This is a genomic window from Buttiauxella brennerae ATCC 51605 (assembly GCF_001654925.1).
In the GTDB taxonomy this organism is placed as follows: Bacteria; Pseudomonadota; Gammaproteobacteria; order Enterobacterales; family Enterobacteriaceae; genus Buttiauxella; species Buttiauxella brennerae.
Window position 1 is genome coordinate 323,734 of sequence record NZ_LXER01000011.1, and the last position, 18,048, is coordinate 341,781.

At 53.0% G+C, this 18,048-nt stretch carries 19 protein-coding genes; 11 read left to right on the plus strand and 8 right to left on the minus strand.

Annotated elements, in window-relative coordinates; translation table 11 throughout:
* Positions 1–3 precede the first annotated feature (3 nt).
* Positions 4–567, plus strand: a complete 564-nt coding sequence (gene smrA / locus M975_RS06760; protein WP_064558081.1) for a DNA endonuclease SmrA — start codon at positions 4–6, stop codon at positions 565–567.
* A 6-nt stretch (positions 568–573) separates the two neighbouring features.
* Here the strand turns inward: smrA and M975_RS06765 are convergent, their stop codons facing one another.
* A complete protein-coding gene (locus tag M975_RS06765) occupies positions 574–1,380 on the minus strand; it encodes an IclR family transcriptional regulator domain-containing protein (RefSeq protein ID WP_064558084.1) in 807 nt (268 codons plus the stop codon).
* Between the two features lie 182 nt (positions 1,381–1,562).
* Here M975_RS06765 and M975_RS06770 point away from each other — a divergent pair, with 182 nt between their 5' ends.
* The 6 genes from M975_RS06770 to pcaC are packed head-to-tail and all read left to right on the plus strand — an operon-like array spanning position 1,563 to position 6,629.
* Positions 1,563–2,246: a 3-oxoacid CoA-transferase subunit A gene (locus M975_RS06770; protein WP_064558086.1), complete on the plus strand. Its 684-nt coding sequence runs from the start codon at positions 1,563–1,565 to the stop codon at positions 2,244–2,246.
* 12 nt (positions 2,247–2,258) lie between these two features.
* Positions 2,259–2,915: a 3-oxoacid CoA-transferase subunit B gene (locus M975_RS06775; RefSeq protein WP_064558088.1), complete on the plus strand. Its 657-nt coding sequence runs from the start codon at positions 2,259–2,261 to the stop codon at positions 2,913–2,915.
* 9 nt (positions 2,916–2,924) lie between these two features.
* Positions 2,925–4,127, plus strand: coding sequence for a 3-oxoadipyl-CoA thiolase (pcaF, locus tag M975_RS06780; protein WP_064558090.1), 1,203 nt, complete (start codon positions 2,925–2,927; stop codon positions 4,125–4,127).
* A gap of 9 nt (positions 4,128–4,136) precedes the next feature.
* Positions 4,137–5,492, plus strand: a complete 1,356-nt coding sequence (locus tag M975_RS06785) for a 3-carboxy-cis,cis-muconate cycloisomerase (protein WP_064558092.1) — start codon at positions 4,137–4,139, stop codon at positions 5,490–5,492.
* Entirely contained in the window at positions 5,489–6,247 is a 759-nt protein-coding gene (pcaD, locus tag M975_RS06790; RefSeq protein ID WP_064558094.1) for a 3-oxoadipate enol-lactonase, read from the plus strand. Before M975_RS06785 ends, pcaD begins: the two co-directional genes overlap by 4 nt.
* Before the next feature lies 1 nt (position 6,248).
* Positions 6,249–6,629, plus strand: a complete 381-nt coding sequence (pcaC, locus tag M975_RS06795) for a 4-carboxymuconolactone decarboxylase (RefSeq protein ID WP_064558096.1) — start codon at positions 6,249–6,251, stop codon at positions 6,627–6,629.
* 41 nt (positions 6,630–6,670) lie between these two features.
* Here the strand turns inward: pcaC and pcaQ are convergent, their stop codons facing one another.
* The 3 genes from pcaQ to pcaH form a co-directional block, all read right to left on the minus strand.
* The gene (gene pcaQ, locus M975_RS06800) at positions 6,671–7,594 is read right to left on the minus strand and encodes a pca operon transcription factor PcaQ (protein WP_064558098.1); all 924 of its coding nucleotides are present in this window, start codon (positions 7,592–7,594) and stop codon (positions 6,671–6,673) included.
* 387 nt (positions 7,595–7,981) lie between these two features.
* A complete protein-coding gene (gene pcaG / locus M975_RS06805; RefSeq protein WP_064558102.1) occupies positions 7,982–8,602 on the minus strand; it encodes a protocatechuate 3,4-dioxygenase subunit alpha in 621 nt (206 codons plus the stop codon).
* Complete coding sequence (gene pcaH, locus M975_RS06810) at positions 8,602–9,339, minus strand: protocatechuate 3,4-dioxygenase subunit beta (RefSeq protein ID WP_064558104.1); 738 nt, start codon at positions 9,337–9,339, stop codon at positions 8,602–8,604. The genes pcaG and pcaH overlap by 1 nt, the downstream gene beginning before the upstream one ends.
* Positions 9,340–9,592: 253 nt before the next feature.
* Here pcaH and hglS point away from each other — a divergent pair, with 253 nt between their 5' ends.
* Complete coding sequence (gene hglS / locus M975_RS06815; protein WP_064558107.1) at positions 9,593–10,936, plus strand: 2-oxoadipate dioxygenase/decarboxylase HglS; 1,344 nt, start codon at positions 9,593–9,595, stop codon at positions 10,934–10,936.
* Positions 10,937–10,997: 61 nt separating this feature from the next.
* Here hglS and M975_RS06820 read toward each other — a convergent pair whose 3' ends face one another.
* The gene (locus M975_RS06820; RefSeq protein ID WP_064558109.1) at positions 10,998–11,873 is read right to left on the minus strand and encodes a LysR substrate-binding domain-containing protein; all 876 of its coding nucleotides are present in this window, start codon (positions 11,871–11,873) and stop codon (positions 10,998–11,000) included.
* A 122-nt stretch (positions 11,874–11,995) separates the two neighbouring features.
* Between M975_RS06820 and M975_RS06825 the strand changes: the two genes are divergently transcribed.
* The 3 genes from M975_RS06825 (at position 11,996) to M975_RS06835 (ending at position 15,864) form a co-directional block, all read left to right on the plus strand.
* Positions 11,996–13,165, plus strand: a complete 1,170-nt coding sequence (locus M975_RS06825; RefSeq protein WP_064558111.1) for a pyridoxal phosphate-dependent aminotransferase — start codon at positions 11,996–11,998, stop codon at positions 13,163–13,165.
* Between the two features lie 12 nt (positions 13,166–13,177).
* Positions 13,178–13,954, plus strand: coding sequence for a transporter substrate-binding domain-containing protein (locus M975_RS06830; protein ID WP_064558113.1), 777 nt, complete (start codon positions 13,178–13,180; stop codon positions 13,952–13,954).
* 254 nt (positions 13,955–14,208) lie between these two features.
* Positions 14,209–15,864 (plus strand): glucan biosynthesis protein D, encoded by a 1,656-nt coding sequence (locus M975_RS06835; protein ID WP_064558114.1) that lies wholly within the window; start codon positions 14,209–14,211, stop codon positions 15,862–15,864.
* Positions 15,865–15,955: 91 nt separating this feature from the next.
* Here M975_RS06835 and M975_RS06840 read toward each other — a convergent pair whose 3' ends face one another.
* From M975_RS06840 to hpxO, 3 genes are all read right to left on the minus strand, one after another.
* A complete protein-coding gene (locus M975_RS06840) occupies positions 15,956–16,318 on the minus strand; it encodes a type II toxin-antitoxin system HicB family antitoxin (protein WP_064558115.1) in 363 nt (120 codons plus the stop codon).
* On the minus strand, positions 16,315–16,590 hold the full coding sequence (locus M975_RS06845; RefSeq protein WP_064558116.1) for a type II toxin-antitoxin system HicA family toxin: 276 nt from the start codon (positions 16,588–16,590) through the stop codon (positions 16,315–16,317). The genes M975_RS06840 and M975_RS06845 overlap by 4 nt, the downstream gene beginning before the upstream one ends.
* A 115-nt stretch (positions 16,591–16,705) precedes the next feature.
* Positions 16,706–17,863 (minus strand): FAD-dependent urate hydroxylase HpxO, encoded by a 1,158-nt coding sequence (hpxO, locus tag M975_RS06850; RefSeq protein WP_064558117.1) that lies wholly within the window; start codon positions 17,861–17,863, stop codon positions 16,706–16,708.
* Between the last annotated feature and the right edge of the window lie 185 nt (positions 17,864–18,048).

Genomic DNA, 18,048 nt, shown 5'->3' on the forward strand with positions numbered 1-18,048 from the left:
CACATGAACCTTGACGAAAAATCGCTGTTTCTTGAGGCCATGGAGGATGTGAAACCGCTGAAAGACTGTAACAGCAGTCAGTGGCTGAAACCGGCGAAAGAAAAGAGGGTGCACAAGCCTGACATTGAACAGCTTGATAACTTCCTGACCACGGACTTTCTGGAAATCATTCCGCTTACCACGCTGCTTGAATTTAAACGCGAAGGGCTGCAAACCGGCGTGCTGGATAAATTGCGTCTCGGTAAATACAGCCAGCAGGCGAGCCTAAACCTGATTCGCCAGCCCGTCGAACAATGCCGCCAGATGCTTTTTTCGACTATCCAGCAAGCTAAGAAAGAGGGTCTGCGCAATTTGCTGATCGTTCACGGTAAAGGGCGGGAAGATAAATCCCACGCCAATATCGTGCGCAGTTACCTTGCCCGTTGGCTGGCAGAATTTGATGAAGTGCAGGCATTTTGCAGCGCGATGCCGCACCACGGCGGCAGTGGGGCCTGTTATGTGGCGCTCAAAAAATCCGACCAGGCAAAAGTCGAAAACTGGGAACGCCACGCCAAACGCAGCCGCTAAGCATTCTTATTTCAATAGCAACGACAACTCTTGCGCCGCTTCCTGCAATTTTGGCAGCACGCGGCTGCGCAACTCTTGTGCAGAAACTTGCCCGGCGTGAACACCCACGTTAAGTGCTGCCACCACCGCGCCATCCGGGTTTACCAACGGAACGGCAATCGAACGCAACCCCATCTCCAGCTCCTGATCGTTAAGCGCGTAACCTTGCTGGCGCACACGTTTTAACTCCTCGCGCAGTTTGCTCACCGAATCCACTGTTTGCGGGGTATAGCGAATCATGGTGATACGCCCGAGAAAATCGTTAAGTTGCTCATCCGGCAAATAACTCAGCAACACACGCCCCATTGACGTCGACCACGCGGGCAGGCGGCTGCCGATATCCAAATCAATCGTCATAATGCGTGAGCTGGAAGCACGGGCGATATACAGAATATCGTCGCCATCAAGTGTCGCAATCGAGCAGGATTCATTCAGCATTTCGCTTAAATGTTTGAGCACCGGTTGTGTGGATTTTGCCAGCGGCGTTGAGGCCAGATAAGCATGCCCAAGCGACAAAATACGCGGGCGCAGCTGGTAGTTTTTGCCGTCATCCGCATACACAAACCCGAGTTTGCCCAACGTGTACAAACAACGGCGAACCGCCGCGCGGGGGATACCCGTTTTCTGGCTAATTTGCGAAATAGACAACTGCCGCCGTTGAGGGGTGAACGCCTGAATAACCTCAAGTCCACGAGCCAGTGAAGCCATAAAATTCGGATCGCCTTTGAACGGATCACCTTCTCCTGCCGCCAGCTCATCACGTTGAATTTCCATTCTGTTCTCCTGATTGTTCATCGTCGATCACGCCGCCGATCACACTATGAAAACAAAGATACATGATGTTCGATAATCGCACCATATTTCGATTATCGCCCTTGACCAGCTTCGTTAACCGGGTCACATTTTGTTCGAACAACGCAAACTTGTGCGAATTACGCACCCCAAGGAGCAGAGTGATGATCAACAAAAGTGTGGCCACGCTTGATGAAGCCGTCGCCGGAATTTTTGACGGTGCCACCATCATGATTGGCGGCTTCGGAACCGCAGGGCAGCCCACCCATCTTATTGATGCCCTGATAGCGCAGGGCGCCACCGGCCTGACCATTATCAACAACAACGCAGGTAACGGCGAAGTTGGGCTGGCGGCACTTTTGAAAGCCGGGCGGGTGCGCAAAATGGTCTGCTCGTTCCCACGCCAGGTGGACTCACAAATTTTTGACGACCTGTATCGCCGCGGAAAAGTCGAGCTGGAACTGGTGCCACAGGGCAACCTCGCGGCACGCATTCAGGCAGCTGGTTCCGGTTTAGGGGCGGTCTTTACGCCAACCGGCTATGGCACACCGCTCGCTGAAGGCAAAGAAACGCGTGAAATTGACGGCCGTCATTACGTACTCGAATATCCACTGAAAGCCGATTTTGCGTTGATTAAAGCGTATGAAGGGGATCGCTGGGGCAACCTGGTGTATCGCAAAGCGGCACGTAACTTTGGGCCCATTATGGCAACCGCCGCTAATGTCACCATTGCTGAAGTCAGTCGTATCGTGCAATTGGGCGAACTCGACCCGGAACATATCGTCACGCCAGGCATTTTTGTGCAGCGCCTGGTCGCCGTCGAAAACTCACTGGCACAAAGCGCATAAAGGAGCCGCGAGATGAAAAAATTAACCCGTGATGAAATGGCGCAGCGTGTCGCCCGCGATATTCCCGAAGGAGCTTACGTCAACCTCGGTATCGGTTTGCCGACGCGTATCGCCAACTACCTTCCGGCGGATAAAGAGATCTTCCTGCACAGTGAAAACGGCTTGCTGGGCATGGGGCCAGAACCGGCAGCAGGGGAAGAAGACCCGGAACTCATCAACGCAGGCAAAGAACATGTCACGCTGCTGACTGGCGGCTGTTTTTTCCACCATGGCGACTCCTTTGCCATGATGCGCGGCGGCCATCTCGATATTTGCGTATTGGGTGCATACCAGGTTTCAGCCCGCGGTGATTTAGCCAACTGGAGCACTGGCGCTGCGGATTCCATTCCTGCTGTCGGTGGGGCGATGGACCTGGCCATTGGCGCACGCCAGGTGTTTGTCATGATGGATCATTTAACCCGCGATGGTGAGTGCAAACTGGTGGAAAGCTGTTCCTATCCGCTCACCGGAATTGGCTGTGTTAGCCGCATTTATACTGACCTGGCGGTGATTGATATCACCGAAAAAGGCCCCGTGGTGCGCGAGATCTTCAACGGCCTCTCATTTGAGGAGTTGCAACGTATTACTCCGGTCACACTTGGCTACGAACAACTGGCAGAAAGCGCGTAAGGAACTATGATGAATCAAGCATTTATCTGTGATGGAGTGCGTACTCCGTTCGGCCGTTTTGGTGGCACACTGTCGACAATGCGCAGTGACGATTTAGCCGCGCTGCCGTTAAAAGCCTTAATGGATCGCCACCCGAATGTGGACTGGTCGGCGGTTGACGATGTGATTTATGGCTGTGCAAACCAGGCCGGGGAAGATAACCGTAACGTGGCACGCATGGCGCTGTTGCTGGCAGGAATGCCGGAAACCGTGCCCGGCACCACCATCAACCGTTTATGCGGCTCAAGCCTTGATGCATTAGGCGTTGCTGCACGAGCAATCAAAAGTGGTGAAACGCAGTTGATGATTGCGGGCGGTGTGGAAAGTATGTCGCGCGCCCCGTTTGTGATGGGCAAAGCGGAAAGCGCGTTTAGTCGCAGCATGAAAATGGAAGATACCACCATCGGCTGGCGCTTTATCAACCCGCTGATGAAGGCGCAATACGGCGTGGATGCGATGCCTGAAACGGCAGAAAACGTGGCAACTGACTTCAATATCAACCGTGAAGATCAGGACGCTTTTGCGCTGCGCAGCCAGTTACGCACCGCTCGCGCTCAGGAGATGGGTATTTTTGATGATGAACTCATTCCCGTTTCCATCGCGCAGCGAAAAGGTGCAGCGCTGTTGTTTAACCGCGATGAACATCCGCGTTCTACCTCCATCGAATCGCTGGCAAAACTCAAAGGCGTGGTGCGTGCTGACGGCACCGTTACCGCAGGCAATGCGTCAGGCGTGAATGACGGCGCGTGTGCTTTATTAGTGGCCAGCGAACAGGCGCTAAACACCCACTGTTTACAACCATTGGCGCGCGTAGTGGGTGTTGCTACAGCAGGTGTTGCACCGCGAATTATGGGTTTTGGCCCGGCTCCGGCAGTGCGTAAAGTGCTGGCGCAAACCGGCCTAACGCTCGCGCAAATGGATGTGATTGAATTAAACGAGGCCTTTGCCGCACAGGCGCTGGCGGTTATGCGCGATTTGGGTCTGCCGGATGATGCCGAACACGTTAACCCGAACGGTGGCGCAATCGCGCTGGGGCATCCGCTTGGGGCATCGGGCGGGCGCCTGGCGATGACCGCCGCATATCAGCTTCAGCGCAGCGGCGGGCGTTACGCACTGTGTACCATGTGCATTGGCGTCGGCCAGGGGATTGCACTGATTATCGAACGCGTTTAAGGAGCAGGCATGACACTGTTTACCCCAATGTTACGTCACTCACCGTTGACAGAAATATTCAGCGATGAGCGCACGCTACAAGGGATGCTGGATTTTGAAGCGGCGCTGGCGGTGGCCTGCGCTCAGTGTGGCGTGATCCCGGAATCGGCGGTGAACGCTATTTCCGGGCAGTGTCAGGCCACAAAACTGGATGCCGAAGCGTTAGCGAGGGCTGCGGCCAACGCCGGAAACCTGGCGATTCCGCTGGTGAAACAACTCACCGCTAACGTAAAACAACAAGATGAACAGGCGGCGCGTTACGTCCACTGGGGCGCAACCAGCCAGGATGTGATTGATACCGGCCTGATACTGCAACTGCGTGAAGCATTCACGGCCAGTGAAGCATTGCTTGAGCAGCTAATATCCGCACTCACCGTGCAAATTCAGCAACACCAACACAGCGTGATGCCGGGGCGAACCTGGATGCAACACGCTTTGCCGATAACTTTTGGCTTGAAACTCGCCGGCACGCTCGATGCACTTTTGCGCTGGCAGCAACGTGTACATGAAATCAAACCGCGCGTTCTGGTGCTGCAATTTGGTGGGGCGGCAGGCACGCTGGCGTCGCTTAAAGAGCAGGGTATTCCCGTTACTCGGGCACTGGCAGACACGCTAAAGCTGAGCCAGGCCGACACGCCGTGGCATAGCCAGCGTGACAGATTGCTCGAAGCGGGTGGATGGTTCGCCGGAGTCAGCGGTACATTGGGGAAATTTGCCAGTGACTTTGCATTGCTGATGCAAACCGAAGTCGCCGAAGTGGGCGAGCCGGTTGCCGAAGGGCGCGGTGGTTCCTCCACCATGCCGCATAAACGTAACCCCGTCAGCTGCGCCGCGATTTTAACCTCCACCATGCGTATCCCTGGATTGATGGCGACGTTGTACGCCAGCCAGAATCAGCAGCATGAAAGGGCGCTCGGCGGCTGGCAGGCCGAATGGGAAACGCTCCCACAGCTAATAACTCTTACCGGTGGTGTGATGCAGACAACGCTTGAACTGATTAGCGGAATGCAGGTTAACAGCGCAAAAATGCGCGCTAATCTGGATATCACTCACGGCCTGATTATGGCGGAATCCGTGACGCTTGCCCTTGCCGAACATCTCGGCAAAGCGGCGGCTCATCATCTGGTGGAACAGCTTTGCCACCGTGCGCTGGATGAAAACCAGCCGCTGGCAGCGTTGCTCGCCCAACACACGGACGTCACGCCGCATCTGTCCGCCACACAAATTGAATATCTGCTCGACCCGCAACACGCCACTGGCAGTAACCACCATTTCATCGGCCAGGTTCTGGCGCGGGCGGCACAACAAACCAGGGAGTCAATATGAACCTTTATTACCAACTGGAAGGGCCTGCGGGCGCACCCGTCGTGGTGCTATCCAATTCACTGGGCACCACATTTGAGATGTGGCAGCCACAAATGGCGGCCTTGCTTGAGAATTTTCGCGTGCTGCGTTACGACACTCATGGACACGGGCGCACCACCAAACACGATAAAACCACGCTGCCACAGCTGGCGGAAGACGTTATCAGCGTGATGGATGACGCGGGTGTGAAGCAGGCGCATTTCTGCGGGATCTCAATGGGCGGTTTGACTGGCCTGTGGCTGGCGTGTTTTGCGCCGGAGCGTTTTCTATCGGTAACCGTCGCTAACAGTGCTGCGAAAATCGGCGAACAAAGTGGCTGGCTGGAACGTGCGCGGACTGTGCGCAGTGAAGGGATGTCGGCGATTGCCAAAAGTGCGCCGTCACGCTGGTTTACTGATGATTTCGTTAAACACCACCCTGCGCAAGTCGATGCGCGGTGCGAAACCCTGGCGCAAACGAATGGCGAGGGTTACGCGTCATGTTGCGAAGCACTGGCGGCGGCTGATTTGCGTGGTGAAATGGGCAATATCACCTTACCAATGCAGTTTATCGCTGGAGCCCAGGATCCGGTTTGTAGCGTGGCAGACAGTGAATTTATGCACCAACAGGTGAAGGGTTCGCACCTCGTCACACTCGAGGCCTCACACCTTTCCAGCATTGAAGACGCTCACGGTTTTAATGTGGCGTTGCTTAACTTTATTCAACAGGGCGACTGAGATGAAGGACGAAGAACATTATCAACAAGGGATGGACGTGCGCCGTGCGGTGCTGGGCGACAGTCACGTTGACCGCACACTTTCGCAGCTCACGCCGCTCAATGAAGAATTCCAGAACTTCATTACCCGTTACGCCTGGGGTGATATCTGGACGCGGCCTGGCCTTGAGCGCCACACGCGCAGCATGATTACCATCGCGATGTTGATTGCGTTAAACCGTGAAGCCGAGCTGAAAATGCACCTGCGCGCGGCTTTTAACAACGGCGTGACGCGTGATGAGCTAAAAGAGTTGATCATGCATTCGGCGCTGTACTGCGGTTTACCCGCCGCCAACGCCACCATGCATCTTGCCCAACAGGTATTTGATGAGATGGACGCTTAACGGGCATGGGTGGATTAGCCGCAGGCGACATCCACCATTAATCAACCGGGAATCGATTTCCGAATCGACGCCAACAAGATTTGCGCGCCCGCCGAAAACTGTGTGTCAACGCGAGTCAAAATGCCAATCGGCTCACCTGCACCTTGTGTCGTGACCGGCAGCGAAGTCAGCGTTCCCTGGCGTAAATCCTCTTTCACCGCGCCTGACGGTACAAACCACACGTAGTTGTAATCCACCGTTAACTGGCGTGAGAGCGAAGCAGAAAGCGTTTCAACACAAGTTGTGGCCATTTTACAGCCCTGACTTGCCAGCAATGTTTCAGCATTCTGACGGGGAATGGTCCCTTTCGGCGACAGCACCACAGGCCACTCCATCACTCGGCTGAGGGTGATGTTTTCCTGCAACAGCGGGTGTCCTGGGCGAACGACTAACTTTAATGATTCGAGGAACAACAGTTCATAATTCAACCCGGTCATCAATTCAGGGTCGGACATGCGACCAATCCCTAAATCCAGCTCGCCAGACTTTAAACCTGACAGCAGCATGGTGTTATTCATGGTGGCGACTTGCAGCGTGACGTCACTTTGCTGCTTATGAAACTGGCCGATAACCTTAGGTAATATGCCTAATGCGGCGGTAGGCAGCGCACCGACACGAATCACTGTGGAGCCTTGCCCATCTTTTTGATTGAGCGACTGCCCGGCGTGGTTGAGCGCATCAAGCACCTTAACGGCGTGCGTCAGGAACTGCTCGCCCATCAGCGTCATTTGCGCGCCAAGACGCCCACGTTCAAATAAACGTGTGCCAGTTAACTGCTCAAGTTCATTGAGCGTTTTCGACAGTGCAGGCTGGCTAAGATTAAGTGTTTCGGCCGCGCGCCCAAGAGTTCCCTGTTGGGCGACAGCCACGAATGTATGAAGATGGCGCAAGCGAATGCGCTGACTGAACAAACCGTTTTTTTCCATAACCTGATGTTAAAAACAGACGCGTGGCGCTGACAAGATAAGTTGTTTAATTTTGATAACTTGCTAGCAAAATTTCATTAACAATTAGGTTTGTTTGATAACAAATGGTGAGGGTGGGGTAATCGGCAGGGCCTATGCTGGAATAGTGTTTATTCCGTTCACTAAACGTGTAGTGTCCCCTGTGCTTACCGAACCGGTGAACGTGCCAGGCGGATAACGACATCCTCCCGGCGACCCCGTCGCCCGGCAATTTAAAAACCGGGCTCCAGGATTGCCAAGGAGAGGGCGTTCTCTCCCCGGCACGTTCACCGTTCACAGAACAATGTGGGAACGAATTGCTTTCAGGTGAACGGAAAACTGCGATCTTGCCAGAAAATGGCAATCCACCTACACATCAAAAAACACCGTCTCCTTCTCCCCCTGAAGAAAAATATCAAATGTATAAACCACCTCATCACCACGGTGGGCACGTTTGCCAATCAACGTATTACGCCGCACTTCCCACTCAATGAGATTAAGCACCGGATCAGATTCATTCGCAGCCTGCTCATCGGAAAAATACATCCGCGTATTCAGGCCGATATTAATCCCACGCGCCACAATCCACAGGTTCAGATGGGGGGCCATCATGCGCCCATCACGCCCGGTAACGGCACCGGGTTTGATGGTATCAAAACGCCACACGCCGCTGTCGAAGTCCGAACAAGTGCGCCCCCAGCCGCGGAAATCTTCATCCAAATCTTTATTGGTTTGCTGATCTGCCGGGTGGTTATAGCGCCCGGCAGCATTGGCTTGCCACACTTCCAGCAGCACATCGCGCACGGCCGTACCGGAACCGTCAAACACCCGGCCTTCAACAATAATGCGCTCGCCCTGGGTGTGCGAGTTAGTCAGCACATGGCTGAAGTTTTTCTCGAAAATGTTAAATCCGGCAGCCTGTGGAGCGAGACCAATGTGCACATACGGCCCGGCAGTTTGTGAGGCGGTTTCGGCTAAATAATCTTTCATCACACGGCTCCTTGGGTGCGATTTTCAAACAGCGTGGCACGTTGGCCGCGCAGCACTAAATCAAAACGGTACGCCAGGCAATCGAGCGGCACCGCCGCATGGGTGTCGAGTTCGGCAATTAGGGTGCGGATGGCATCATCGTTATTAATCGTTTTCACAATCGGGCACTGTTTGATAAGCGGGTCGCCTTCAAAATACATCTGCGTAATCAGACGCTGGGAAAAAGCGTCGCCGGAAAGCGAAAAGTGAATATGCGAAGGCCGCCAGTCGCTGGCCTGATTACGCCACGGATACGGTCCCGGCTTGATGGTGCGGAAAAAGTAATAACCGTTTTCATCCGTCAACACGCGCCCGCAGCCGCCAAAATTTGGATCAATCGGCGCAAGGTATTTGTCTTTCTTGTGGCGATAACGCCCGCCTGCGTTGGCCTGCCACACTTCAACTAGCGTGTTTTTCATCGGACGGCCAAAGCCGTCGCGCACGTAGCCGTGAACAATAATGCGTTCGCCAATCGGCAAGCCGTCTTTGGCGTAATTCATGATCAAATCGTTATCAAGCGGGTCGAGATCATTTACGCCAAAGACAGGGCCGGTAATTTCAGACAGTGAGTTTTGTAACGAGATAAGCGCATTACGCGGCGAGCGTAGCACGCTGGTTTTATACCCAGGCGCGAATGCCGGAGGATGAGAGTCGTAGTCGCGATGTACAATTTCACGAGGTTGCCAAATCGGTGACATAGCCAGCTCCAGTTGTGGGATACAGGAGGCGATGCATTTTAATTTTAAATATCGCCAGCCACAGTCTCGGTTAATGAATTGTTAAATTAAAGTGAATTTAAGCATGGATATTCATAACTAGTAGCTATGCAATAAGCGGTTAGCATTACTTATGGGGCAGGGCTGTATAGTCGATCACAAAACGGAAATTCTTCGCCCAAAACTGCCGCGCGGCATTCTACTCTTTCAGCAATATTCACAGGAGTACGACATCATGGCGAACAACATCACGGCTGATGATATTCGGGAAAAATTTTCGCACGCAATGTCGGCGATGTACCAGCAAGAAGTACCTCAATACGGAACCTTGTTAGAGTTAGTCGCTGATGTAAATCTGGCGGTACTGGAAAATAGCCCCGATCTGCAACAGCAATTAGAAAATGCCGATGAACTGGCGCGCCTGAACGTGGAGCGCCACGGCGCAATACGAGTGGGTAAAGCGGAAGAACTGGCGACATTACGGCGTATTTTTGCAGTAATGGGTATGTATCCGGTCGGCTATTATGACCTCTCACAGGCAGGCGTTCCGGTGCATTCCACGGCATTTCGCCCAATTGACGATGCGGCGCTGGCGCGTAACCCGTTCCGCATTTTCACTTCGCTGCTGCGCCTTGAGTTGATTGACGATCCCGAACTGCGAAAAACCGCAGCGGCGATTCTGGCAGAGCGCGATATTTTCACTCCGCGTTGTCGGGCGTTGCTGGATATTTATGACCAGCAGGGGGCATTTAGCGAACAGCAGGCAGACGAGTTTGTTGCGCAGGCGCTGGAAACCTTCCGTTGGCACAGTCATGCCACGGTGGATGCGCAGACCTACCAGGCATTTCACCAGCAACACCGTCTGATTGCTGACGTGGTCTGTTTCCGTGGCTGCCACATTAACCACCTCACGCCACGCACGCTGGATATTGACCGTGTGCAGGCATTGATGCCGGAATATGGCATCGCGCCAAAAGCGATTATCGAAGGCCCACCGCGCCGCAACTTCCCGATTTTACTACGCCAGACCAGCTTTAAAGCGCTGGAAGAGCCGATTATCTTTGCCGGTGTGCATCACGGCACGCATACCGCTCGCTTCGGAGAAATTGAGCAGCGCGGTGTGGCGTTAACGCCGAAAGGGCGGGCTTTATATGATGAGTTATTGAATGAGGCGGGTAACGGCCAGGATAACTTTAGCCACCAGCAGCATTTGCGCGAAGTGTTCAGCCGCCTGCCGGATAGCGAAACATTGATGCGCTGCCAGGATCTGGCTTATTTCCGCTATCGTTTAACACCGGTAGGTGAAATGCACCGCCAGGCGATTAAACCGGGCGACGATCCGCAGCCGTTAATTGAACGCGGTTGGCTGGTGGCGCAGCCGATTATTTATGAAGATTTCCTGCCAGTCAGTGCCGCAGGGATTTTCCAGTCAAACCTCGGCGGCGAAAACGGTCAACGTAGCCACGGTCATTCCAGCCGTAGCGCGTTTGAACAAGCCCTGGGTGCACCGGTCGCCAATGAATTTGAGTTGTATCAACAGGCATCCGATCGCAGTAAAAAGCGCTGCGGGTTGCTGTAAGTATGTTGTTTAAAGAACAGAGCCGCAGCAATGCGGCCCTGTATATTTGCCAGAATAAACATCATGCTGGCTCAATATGTTCGCTTACCGCTAACAACGCCCTCTCAAAAGCCTCAAGCTTCGCGCCATTCTCACTCCCGGGCCGAACGGCCAGCCGGTAACAGGCGCCAGTTTTCACGCTATTGGCAAAAGGTTGAACCAACCTGCCACGGTGCAAATCCTCTGCGACCAGCGTGGCGTCGGCAATCGCAATGCCAAACCCCTGAATCGCGGCGCTGATCGCTAAGTCCATGGTATCGAAGTGTTGATTTTTATTCATAGCAGGAGCGACAGCGGCATTTTGCGCAAACCACAACGACCAGTCGGTGCGATCGCGTGTCGGGTGCAGGAAAGTGTAACGACTCAGGCTTGCGGTGGTGAGCGCATCTTCAGGCAGTAAATGCTGGCTTATCACCGGCGTCAGTCGTTCTTCAAACAACAACACGCCGCTGCTGTCTTGCGGGCCAAAAATAATCGCCGCATCAAACGGCTCATTTTTGAAATTCACGCCATGTTCAACGGTAGTTGTCAAAGCCACCTGGATATCCGGCGACACGCTTTCCAGTTGCACAAGTTTAGGCACCAGCCAGCGCATGGCGCAGGTCGGGGCTTTCAGGCGAATCACACTGGATTTATGGCAAGCGTTGCTGGCGACATTCAGCAAGTGCTCAAAAGATTGCTGCAATTCCGGCAGCAGAGCAGAGCCTTGCGGGGTGAGGTGCAACCCGCGCGCATGGCGGTCGAACAGGGAAAACCCCAGCCACTCTTCAAGCGTTGAGATTTTACGGCTGACGGCACCTTGCGTCAGGCAGAGTTCCTTTGCCGCGCGAGTGAGATTGAGGTGTTTGGCCGTCACCAGAAAAGCATCAACCGTATTAAGGGGGAAATTGCGCCGCATGTCTGGTTACTCTCCGCTGAGCCATGAGTTTTTCGCATGGCTATTATGACAACAATTCGGTTGTGGTGGCAACCTGTTGCATATTGAATAGTTATGCAAATCGCGCATTTACAGGAGCGGCCATGACCATGCAAACCCCGGTGCAATTTCGTTCAAAACTGCCGGACGTTGGAACCACGATTTTTACCGTTATCGGCCAACTCTCGGCGCAACATAACGCCATCAACCTTTCTCAGGGTGCACCTAACTTTTCGCCTGATCCGAAGCTCGTTGCCGGTGTCACTAAAGCGATGCAGGATAACCATAATCAATACGCATCCATGACCGGTTTCAGGCCGTTAAAAACCCTGATTGCAGAAAAAGTCACCACGCTCTATGGCTCAACCTACGACGTTGACGATGAAATCTTAATTACCGCCAGCGCCAGCGAAGGGCTCTATTCCGCCATCAGCGGGTTAGTGCACCCGGGTGATGAGGTGATTTACTTCGAACCTTCTTTTGATAGCTACGCGCCGATTGTTCGTTTACAGGGCGCAACGCCTGTGGCTTTGAAACTGGCGCTGCCGGATTTCACCGTCGACTGGGATGAAGTCCGCGCTGCCATCACGCCACGCACCCGCATGATCATCGTCAACACGCCGCACAACCCAAGCGGGCAGGTATTCAACGCACAAGATCTGGACAGGCTGGCTGAGCTGACGCGCAACACCGACATCATTATTCTTTCCGATGAAGTTTATGAACATATCGTGTTTGACGGCGAACGCCATCACGGCATGGCGACACACCCGGCATTAGCCGAACGCAGCGTGATTGTGTCGTCATTTGGCAAAACATTCCACGTGACCGGCTGGCGTGTGGGCTATTGCCTGGCTCCGGCAGAATTAATGAACGAAATCTGCAAAGTGCATCAGTTTTTGATGTTCTCTGCCGATACCCCTATGCAATATGCGTTTGCTGAATATATGGCAAACCCGGACACCTATTTGTCGCTGGCGGCGTTCTACCAACGCAAGCGCGACTTAATGCAATCGTTGCTGGTGGACTCACCGTTTAAATTGCTGCCGAGCGCCGGGTCTTTCTTCCTGCTGGCGAAATTCGATCATTTCACCGATGAATCAGACAGCGAATTAGTAAAACGTTTAATTACTCAATATGGCGTGGCGACCATTCCGCTCTCCGCGTTTTATACCGACGGAACAGACAACAAGTTGATTCGTTTGTCATTTGCGAAAGATGAAGCTACGTTACGTGCGGGTGCACATGCACTTTGCCAGGTTAAGCCACGCTGATACGAGGTCATAATGAAAAAAGTTTATGCGTTAAGTTTGTTGGTTGGGATGTGTGCGTCATTCTCGGCATTCGCAGCAACCGAACTGCGCTACGGCGTGGAAGCGGAGTATCCACCGTTTGAAAGCCGTAACTCAGCGGGCGAACTGGAAGGGTTTGATATCGATTTAGGCAACGCGATTTGTAAAGCGGCGAGCCTGAAATGTTCGTGGGTAGAAACATCGTTTGATGCGCTGATCCCAGGGCTGATGGCTAAGAAATTCGATGCCATCAACTCCGCGATGAATATCACAGAGCAGCGCCGTAAAAGCATCGATTTTACCCAGCCAATTTATCGCATTCCATCACAGCTGGTGGGCAAGGCTGACAGCGGTATGGAAGCCACCCCTGAAGGGCTGAAAGGCAAAACTATCGGTGTGCTACAAGGTTCCATCCAGGAAACCTATGCGAAAGAACACTGGGAAAAATCGGGCGTGACGGTGGTTTCTTATAAAGACCAGAATATGGCGTGGGGCGATTTGCTCAATGGCCGTATTGATGCGTCTTTGGTGATGTCAGCCGCAGGCCAGGCGGGCTTCCTGAGCAAGCCACAGGGTAAAGGTTTTGGCTTTATCGGCAAGCCGGTAAGCGACGATACGATTTTGGGTAGCGGTATCGGTTACGGTTTGCGTAAAGGCGATGAAGCCACAAAGAAACAGTTGGATGATGCCATCGCGAAAGTGAAGGCAGACGGCACGGTGACCACACTTGCGAAGAAATACTTCCCGGGTATTGATGTCAGTGTGAAATAAACTCCACACAAAGCGTAAAGGTCTGTGTCTCTGATTGGTTTTTCAGTGATTTTTGTCTAGAGTGTGCGGTCTTAACAGCTTCTATACCCAAAATAATTCGAGCCGCAGAAAGGCGATCAGAGCATAAGTCCCAGGAGCATAGATAACTATGTGACTGGGGCGCAGGGTCGCAGTCAACGCACCTGCGGCTTGAAGTATGACGGGTATAGCCGGTGGGACGAAACACATCGACCATGAAGGACAATCTTTCAGGCATGAACCGCAGACGTTTTATCAAAGCCTCAATGGCTCTCGCCGCAGTCAGCGGCACTACTTCCATTGCCACGCTCTTCTCGCGCGCAGCTTATGCGGCAGAGTCTGAAATTGCCGATGGCCGCACCACCGAATTCGATTTTTCCGTGCTCCAGTCAATGGCTCACGATCTCTCGAAAAAACCATGGGTTGGCAAACCACGTCCGTTGCCGGATACGCTGGCAAACTTAACGCCACAGGCTTACAACGCCATTCAGTATGACGCTGAACATTCGCTGTGGAACAACGTCGAGAACCGCCAGCTTGACGTGCAGTTCTTCCACGTGGGTATGGGCTTCCGCCGCCGTGTGCGCATGTTCTCTGTTGATGCAGCCAGCCATCAGGCGCGTGAAATTCACTTCCGCCCTGAGCTGTTTAACTACAACGATGCCGGTGTCGACACCAAACAACTCGAAGGCCAGATTGACCTCGGTTTTGCTGGTTTTAAAGCGTTTAAAGCGCCGGAACTGGCTCGCCGCGATGTCGTTTCTTTCCTCGGCGCGAGCTATTTCCGTGCGGTGGATAACACCTACCAGTACGGCCTTTCTGCACGCGGCCTTGCGGTTAACACCTATACCGACCAGTTGGAAGAGTTCCCGGACTTTACCTCTTTCTGGTTTGAAACCGCGAAAGCGGGTGACACGAAGTTTGTGGTCTACGCGCTGCTTGATAGCGCAAGTGTGACGGGTGCGTACAAATTTACAATCAGTTGTGAAGCTGAGCGTGTGGTGATGGATGTCGATAATCACCTGTATGCTCGTGAAGATATTAAGCAATTGGGCATCGCGCCGATGACCAGTATGTTTGCCTGCGGCACTAACGAACGCCGTATGTGCGACACCATTCACCCACAAATTCATGACTCCGATCGCCTGGCGATGTGGCGTGGAAACGGCGAATGGGTAACGCGTCCGCTCAATAACCCGCAGAAGTTGCAGTTCAACGCTTATCTCGATAACAACCCGAAAGGCTTCGGTTTGCTACAACTCGACCACGAGTTTGCCAATTACCAGGACATCATGGGCTGGTATAACAAGCGCCCAAGTCTGTGGGTTGAGCCGCTCAATAAGTGGGGTAAAGGTGCGATTGGGCTGATGGAGATCCCGACTACGGGGGAAACGCTCGATAACATCGTCTGCTTCTGGCAGCCGGAGAAACCGGTGAAAGCCGGTGATGAGCTGGAATTCAAATACCGTCTGTACTGGAGCGGTTTGCCGCCGATTCAGTCGCCGCTGGCCCGTGTTTATGCGACCCGCACCGGTATGGGTAGCTTCCCGGAAGGTTGGGCGCCTGGCGAACATTTCCCTGAAAAATGGTCACGCCGTTTCGCCATTGATTTCATCGGTGGTGATCTGAAAGCTGCGGCACCGAAAGGTATCGAGCCGGTGATTACGCTATCGAACGGTGAAGCCAGACAGATTGAGATTTTGTATGTCGAACCATTCGACGGCTACCGTATTCTGTTTGACTGGTACCCAACTGACGACTCAACCGACCCGGTCGATATGCGCATGTTCCTGCGCTGCCAGGGCGATGCCATCAGTGAAACCTGGCTGTATCACTATTTCCCACCAGCACCGGATAAACGCAAATACGTTGATGACCGCGTGATGAAGTAAAGCCTTAAGCCTCGCAATTGCGAGGCTTTTTTTTGGTGTAGACGGTGGATGCCGCTGCCGCTAATCCACACTACAAAACGGGTATTCAGTGTTACTTCAACTTCATTTGCTTGCTGAGCATCTCAACGATATAGCTGTTCACCGACATCCGCTTTTCGGCGGCGGCAATGGCTAAACGCTCACCAAAAGACTCCGGGTAGCGAAGGGTAAAGGTCTTGGTCTTTTCTTCGCGCTCATAGGGTTCAATTCCGCTAGCTTTGCAATCAGCAAGATACTCATTAAGTGAAATCTCGCCTTCCTGCACCAACCCTTTGGCGCTGTCTGCAACAAAATCACAGTAACCTGAAAGGCCTAAAAATTTACCGCGAAACAGGCTGATTTCGGGGATCCAGGTGATCAGCGCCGGCTGGCCGCAAATGACCATGGTGTTGGGAATTGAGTGTGAATCCGTCATGGTATTACTCCAATACTTTCAAACCATTCTCGTAAATTGACGATGGCACCTTTGTCAGTCTCGGGATGGGGGTGAGGGCGATGAAAACGGGCAATACTGCCTTTTAAAATGAAGCGCACTCTCGAACCTTTTCCGTTACTCACTTCACCACCTAATGCCACTATCAACATTTCCACATCCTGCCATTTGACGTGGGATGCAGTGGGGCGGGCATAAATCTGTTTTAGTGTGCCGTGATGTTTGTTTCTGAGGTAGTCCTTGCCATATCCCATGAATCCTTCCGTGAAGTCAATTTATGAAGTCATGCTAGCATATAAAAAAATGACGTCAATTTCTGACGTCATTTCTGGAACACTCTTCAGGATTTGAATGAAAATTTGTGCAACGCTACTCTAGCGGCCCGCCGAGAATTGTTTCGCGCATACCCGACAGTACACGCTCGCCGGTTTCGCTTTTTAGCTCTTCATACCAGCTATGAGTAATGTTCATATCTTTTCCGTGGGTGACATCGCAGCGTTTACGCGCTTTCAGCACCAGGTCTTTGACGCGATACGCGCGTTTTTCCTGGTAACGTAGCAGCGCATCTTCCACACCTAACGAGTTGGTTTGCAACGCAACGGCCAGCACTACGGCATCTTCCATTGCCGCACAACCGCCCTGGCCGATATCCGGAGTCGTACTGTGACCCGAGTCGCCAAGCAGTGCAACACGGCCACGCACAAGTTGCATAAATGGCTCGATATCATGAATTTCTATGCGATTAGTGGTGTCGGGGTTAATCGCGGAAATCAATTTTTGAACCGGGGCTGCCCAACCGGCAAAGTAACGCGTTAAATCGGTTTTTACTGTGGTGCGGTCTTCCGGCAATCCTTTGTCTAACGGTACGTCAAAGAAGAAGTAAAAACGGTTACCCGCAACCGGCATCAGGGATACACGTTTGCCCTCACCAACAAACGTCGTCCACTGGTTTGCAGGTGCAATGGATTCGTCGATTTCTACCAGACCGTTCCAGTTAACGTAACCGGCATAACGGCGCTCGGTCTGGTGGCCAAGCACATAAGGGCGGATCACCGAATGCGTGCCATCGGCGGCGATCAACACATCACCAACGGCGACGTGCCCATCTTCAAAATATGCCCGCACGCCGCCATCAAATTCTTCGATGCGCGCGACACGTTTGCCGAACTGAATATCACCGCGACCGTAAGTATCAATCAGCATGTCTTGCAATTCGGCGCGAGCAACCGGGTAGGGGCGCTCGCCAACACTTTTGATTAAAGGATCAAGACTAAAGCGCGTTAACGTCTGGCCGTGGACGAACTCTTTGTACGCCATAAACTCCATCGGACCGCCTAACTGCTGGAGCTGCTCTTTCATACCGAGCCAGTTCAGGCACTTCACGCCATTGGGCCAAATTGAAATCGCCGCACCAACCGGTTTGATTTCTTTGACCGCTTCATAGACTTCCGTTGTAATGCCACATCTTTTCAGGGCAATTGCCGCCGAAAGTCCACCAATGCCGCCGCCAATTATGATCGCTTTCATCTGAATCTCCTATGGGTTACAAAGATGTTAAGCAATATCAGTGCCAGCCTGCGTGGTGGCCCAATGGCGGCTTGCTGTGAATGTTAAATAAGTTTGCGCAATGGTGGGGAGCATCAGTGGTGCAACACGGTTTTATGCACCATTATTTTCCACACTATTTTTTCAAAGAATGAAAGCAGGAGAAA

Bases quoted from the DNA above. Each gene is read 5' to 3' on its own strand.
- smrA (WP_064558081.1), top strand. From the start codon at position 4: ATGAACCTTGACGAAAAATCGCTGTTTCTTGAGGCCATGGAGGATGTG.
- M975_RS06820 (WP_064558109.1), bottom strand. From the start codon at position 11,873: ATGCGGCGCAATTTCCCCCTTAATACGGTTGATGCTTTTCTGGTGACG.
- M975_RS06770 (WP_064558086.1), top strand. From the start codon at position 1,563: ATGATCAACAAAAGTGTGGCCACGCTTGATGAAGCCGTCGCCGGAATT.
- pcaD (WP_064558094.1), top strand. From the start codon at position 5,489: ATGAACCTTTATTACCAACTGGAAGGGCCTGCGGGCGCACCCGTCGTG.
- M975_RS06830 (WP_064558113.1), top strand. From the start codon at position 13,178: ATGAAAAAAGTTTATGCGTTAAGTTTGTTGGTTGGGATGTGTGCGTCA.
- pcaH (WP_064558104.1), bottom strand. From the start codon at position 9,339: ATGTCACCGATTTGGCAACCTCGTGAAATTGTACATCGCGACTACGAC.
- M975_RS06765 (WP_064558084.1), bottom strand. From the start codon at position 1,380: ATGGAAATTCAACGTGATGAGCTGGCGGCAGGAGAAGGTGATCCGTTC.
- M975_RS06845 (WP_064558116.1), bottom strand. From the start codon at position 16,590: ATGGGATATGGCAAGGACTACCTCAGAAACAAACATCACGGCACACTA.
- pcaG (WP_064558102.1), bottom strand. From the start codon at position 8,602: ATGAAAGATTATTTAGCCGAAACCGCCTCACAAACTGCCGGGCCGTAT.
- M975_RS06785 (WP_064558092.1), top strand. From the start codon at position 4,137: ATGACACTGTTTACCCCAATGTTACGTCACTCACCGTTGACAGAAATA.
- M975_RS06775 (WP_064558088.1), top strand. From the start codon at position 2,259: ATGAAAAAATTAACCCGTGATGAAATGGCGCAGCGTGTCGCCCGCGAT.
- M975_RS06835 (WP_064558114.1), top strand. From the start codon at position 14,209: ATGAACCGCAGACGTTTTATCAAAGCCTCAATGGCTCTCGCCGCAGTC.
- pcaC (WP_064558096.1), top strand. From the start codon at position 6,249: ATGAAGGACGAAGAACATTATCAACAAGGGATGGACGTGCGCCGTGCG.
- M975_RS06840 (WP_064558115.1), bottom strand. From the start codon at position 16,318: ATGACGGATTCACACTCAATTCCCAACACCATGGTCATTTGCGGCCAG.
- pcaQ (WP_064558098.1), bottom strand. From the start codon at position 7,594: ATGGAAAAAAACGGTTTGTTCAGTCAGCGCATTCGCTTGCGCCATCTT.
- hpxO (WP_064558117.1), bottom strand. From the start codon at position 17,863: ATGAAAGCGATCATAATTGGCGGCGGCATTGGTGGACTTTCGGCGGCA.
- pcaF (WP_064558090.1), top strand. From the start codon at position 2,925: ATGAATCAAGCATTTATCTGTGATGGAGTGCGTACTCCGTTCGGCCGT.
- hglS (WP_064558107.1), top strand. From the start codon at position 9,593: ATGGCGAACAACATCACGGCTGATGATATTCGGGAAAAATTTTCGCAC.
- M975_RS06825 (WP_064558111.1), top strand. From the start codon at position 11,996: ATGACCATGCAAACCCCGGTGCAATTTCGTTCAAAACTGCCGGACGTT.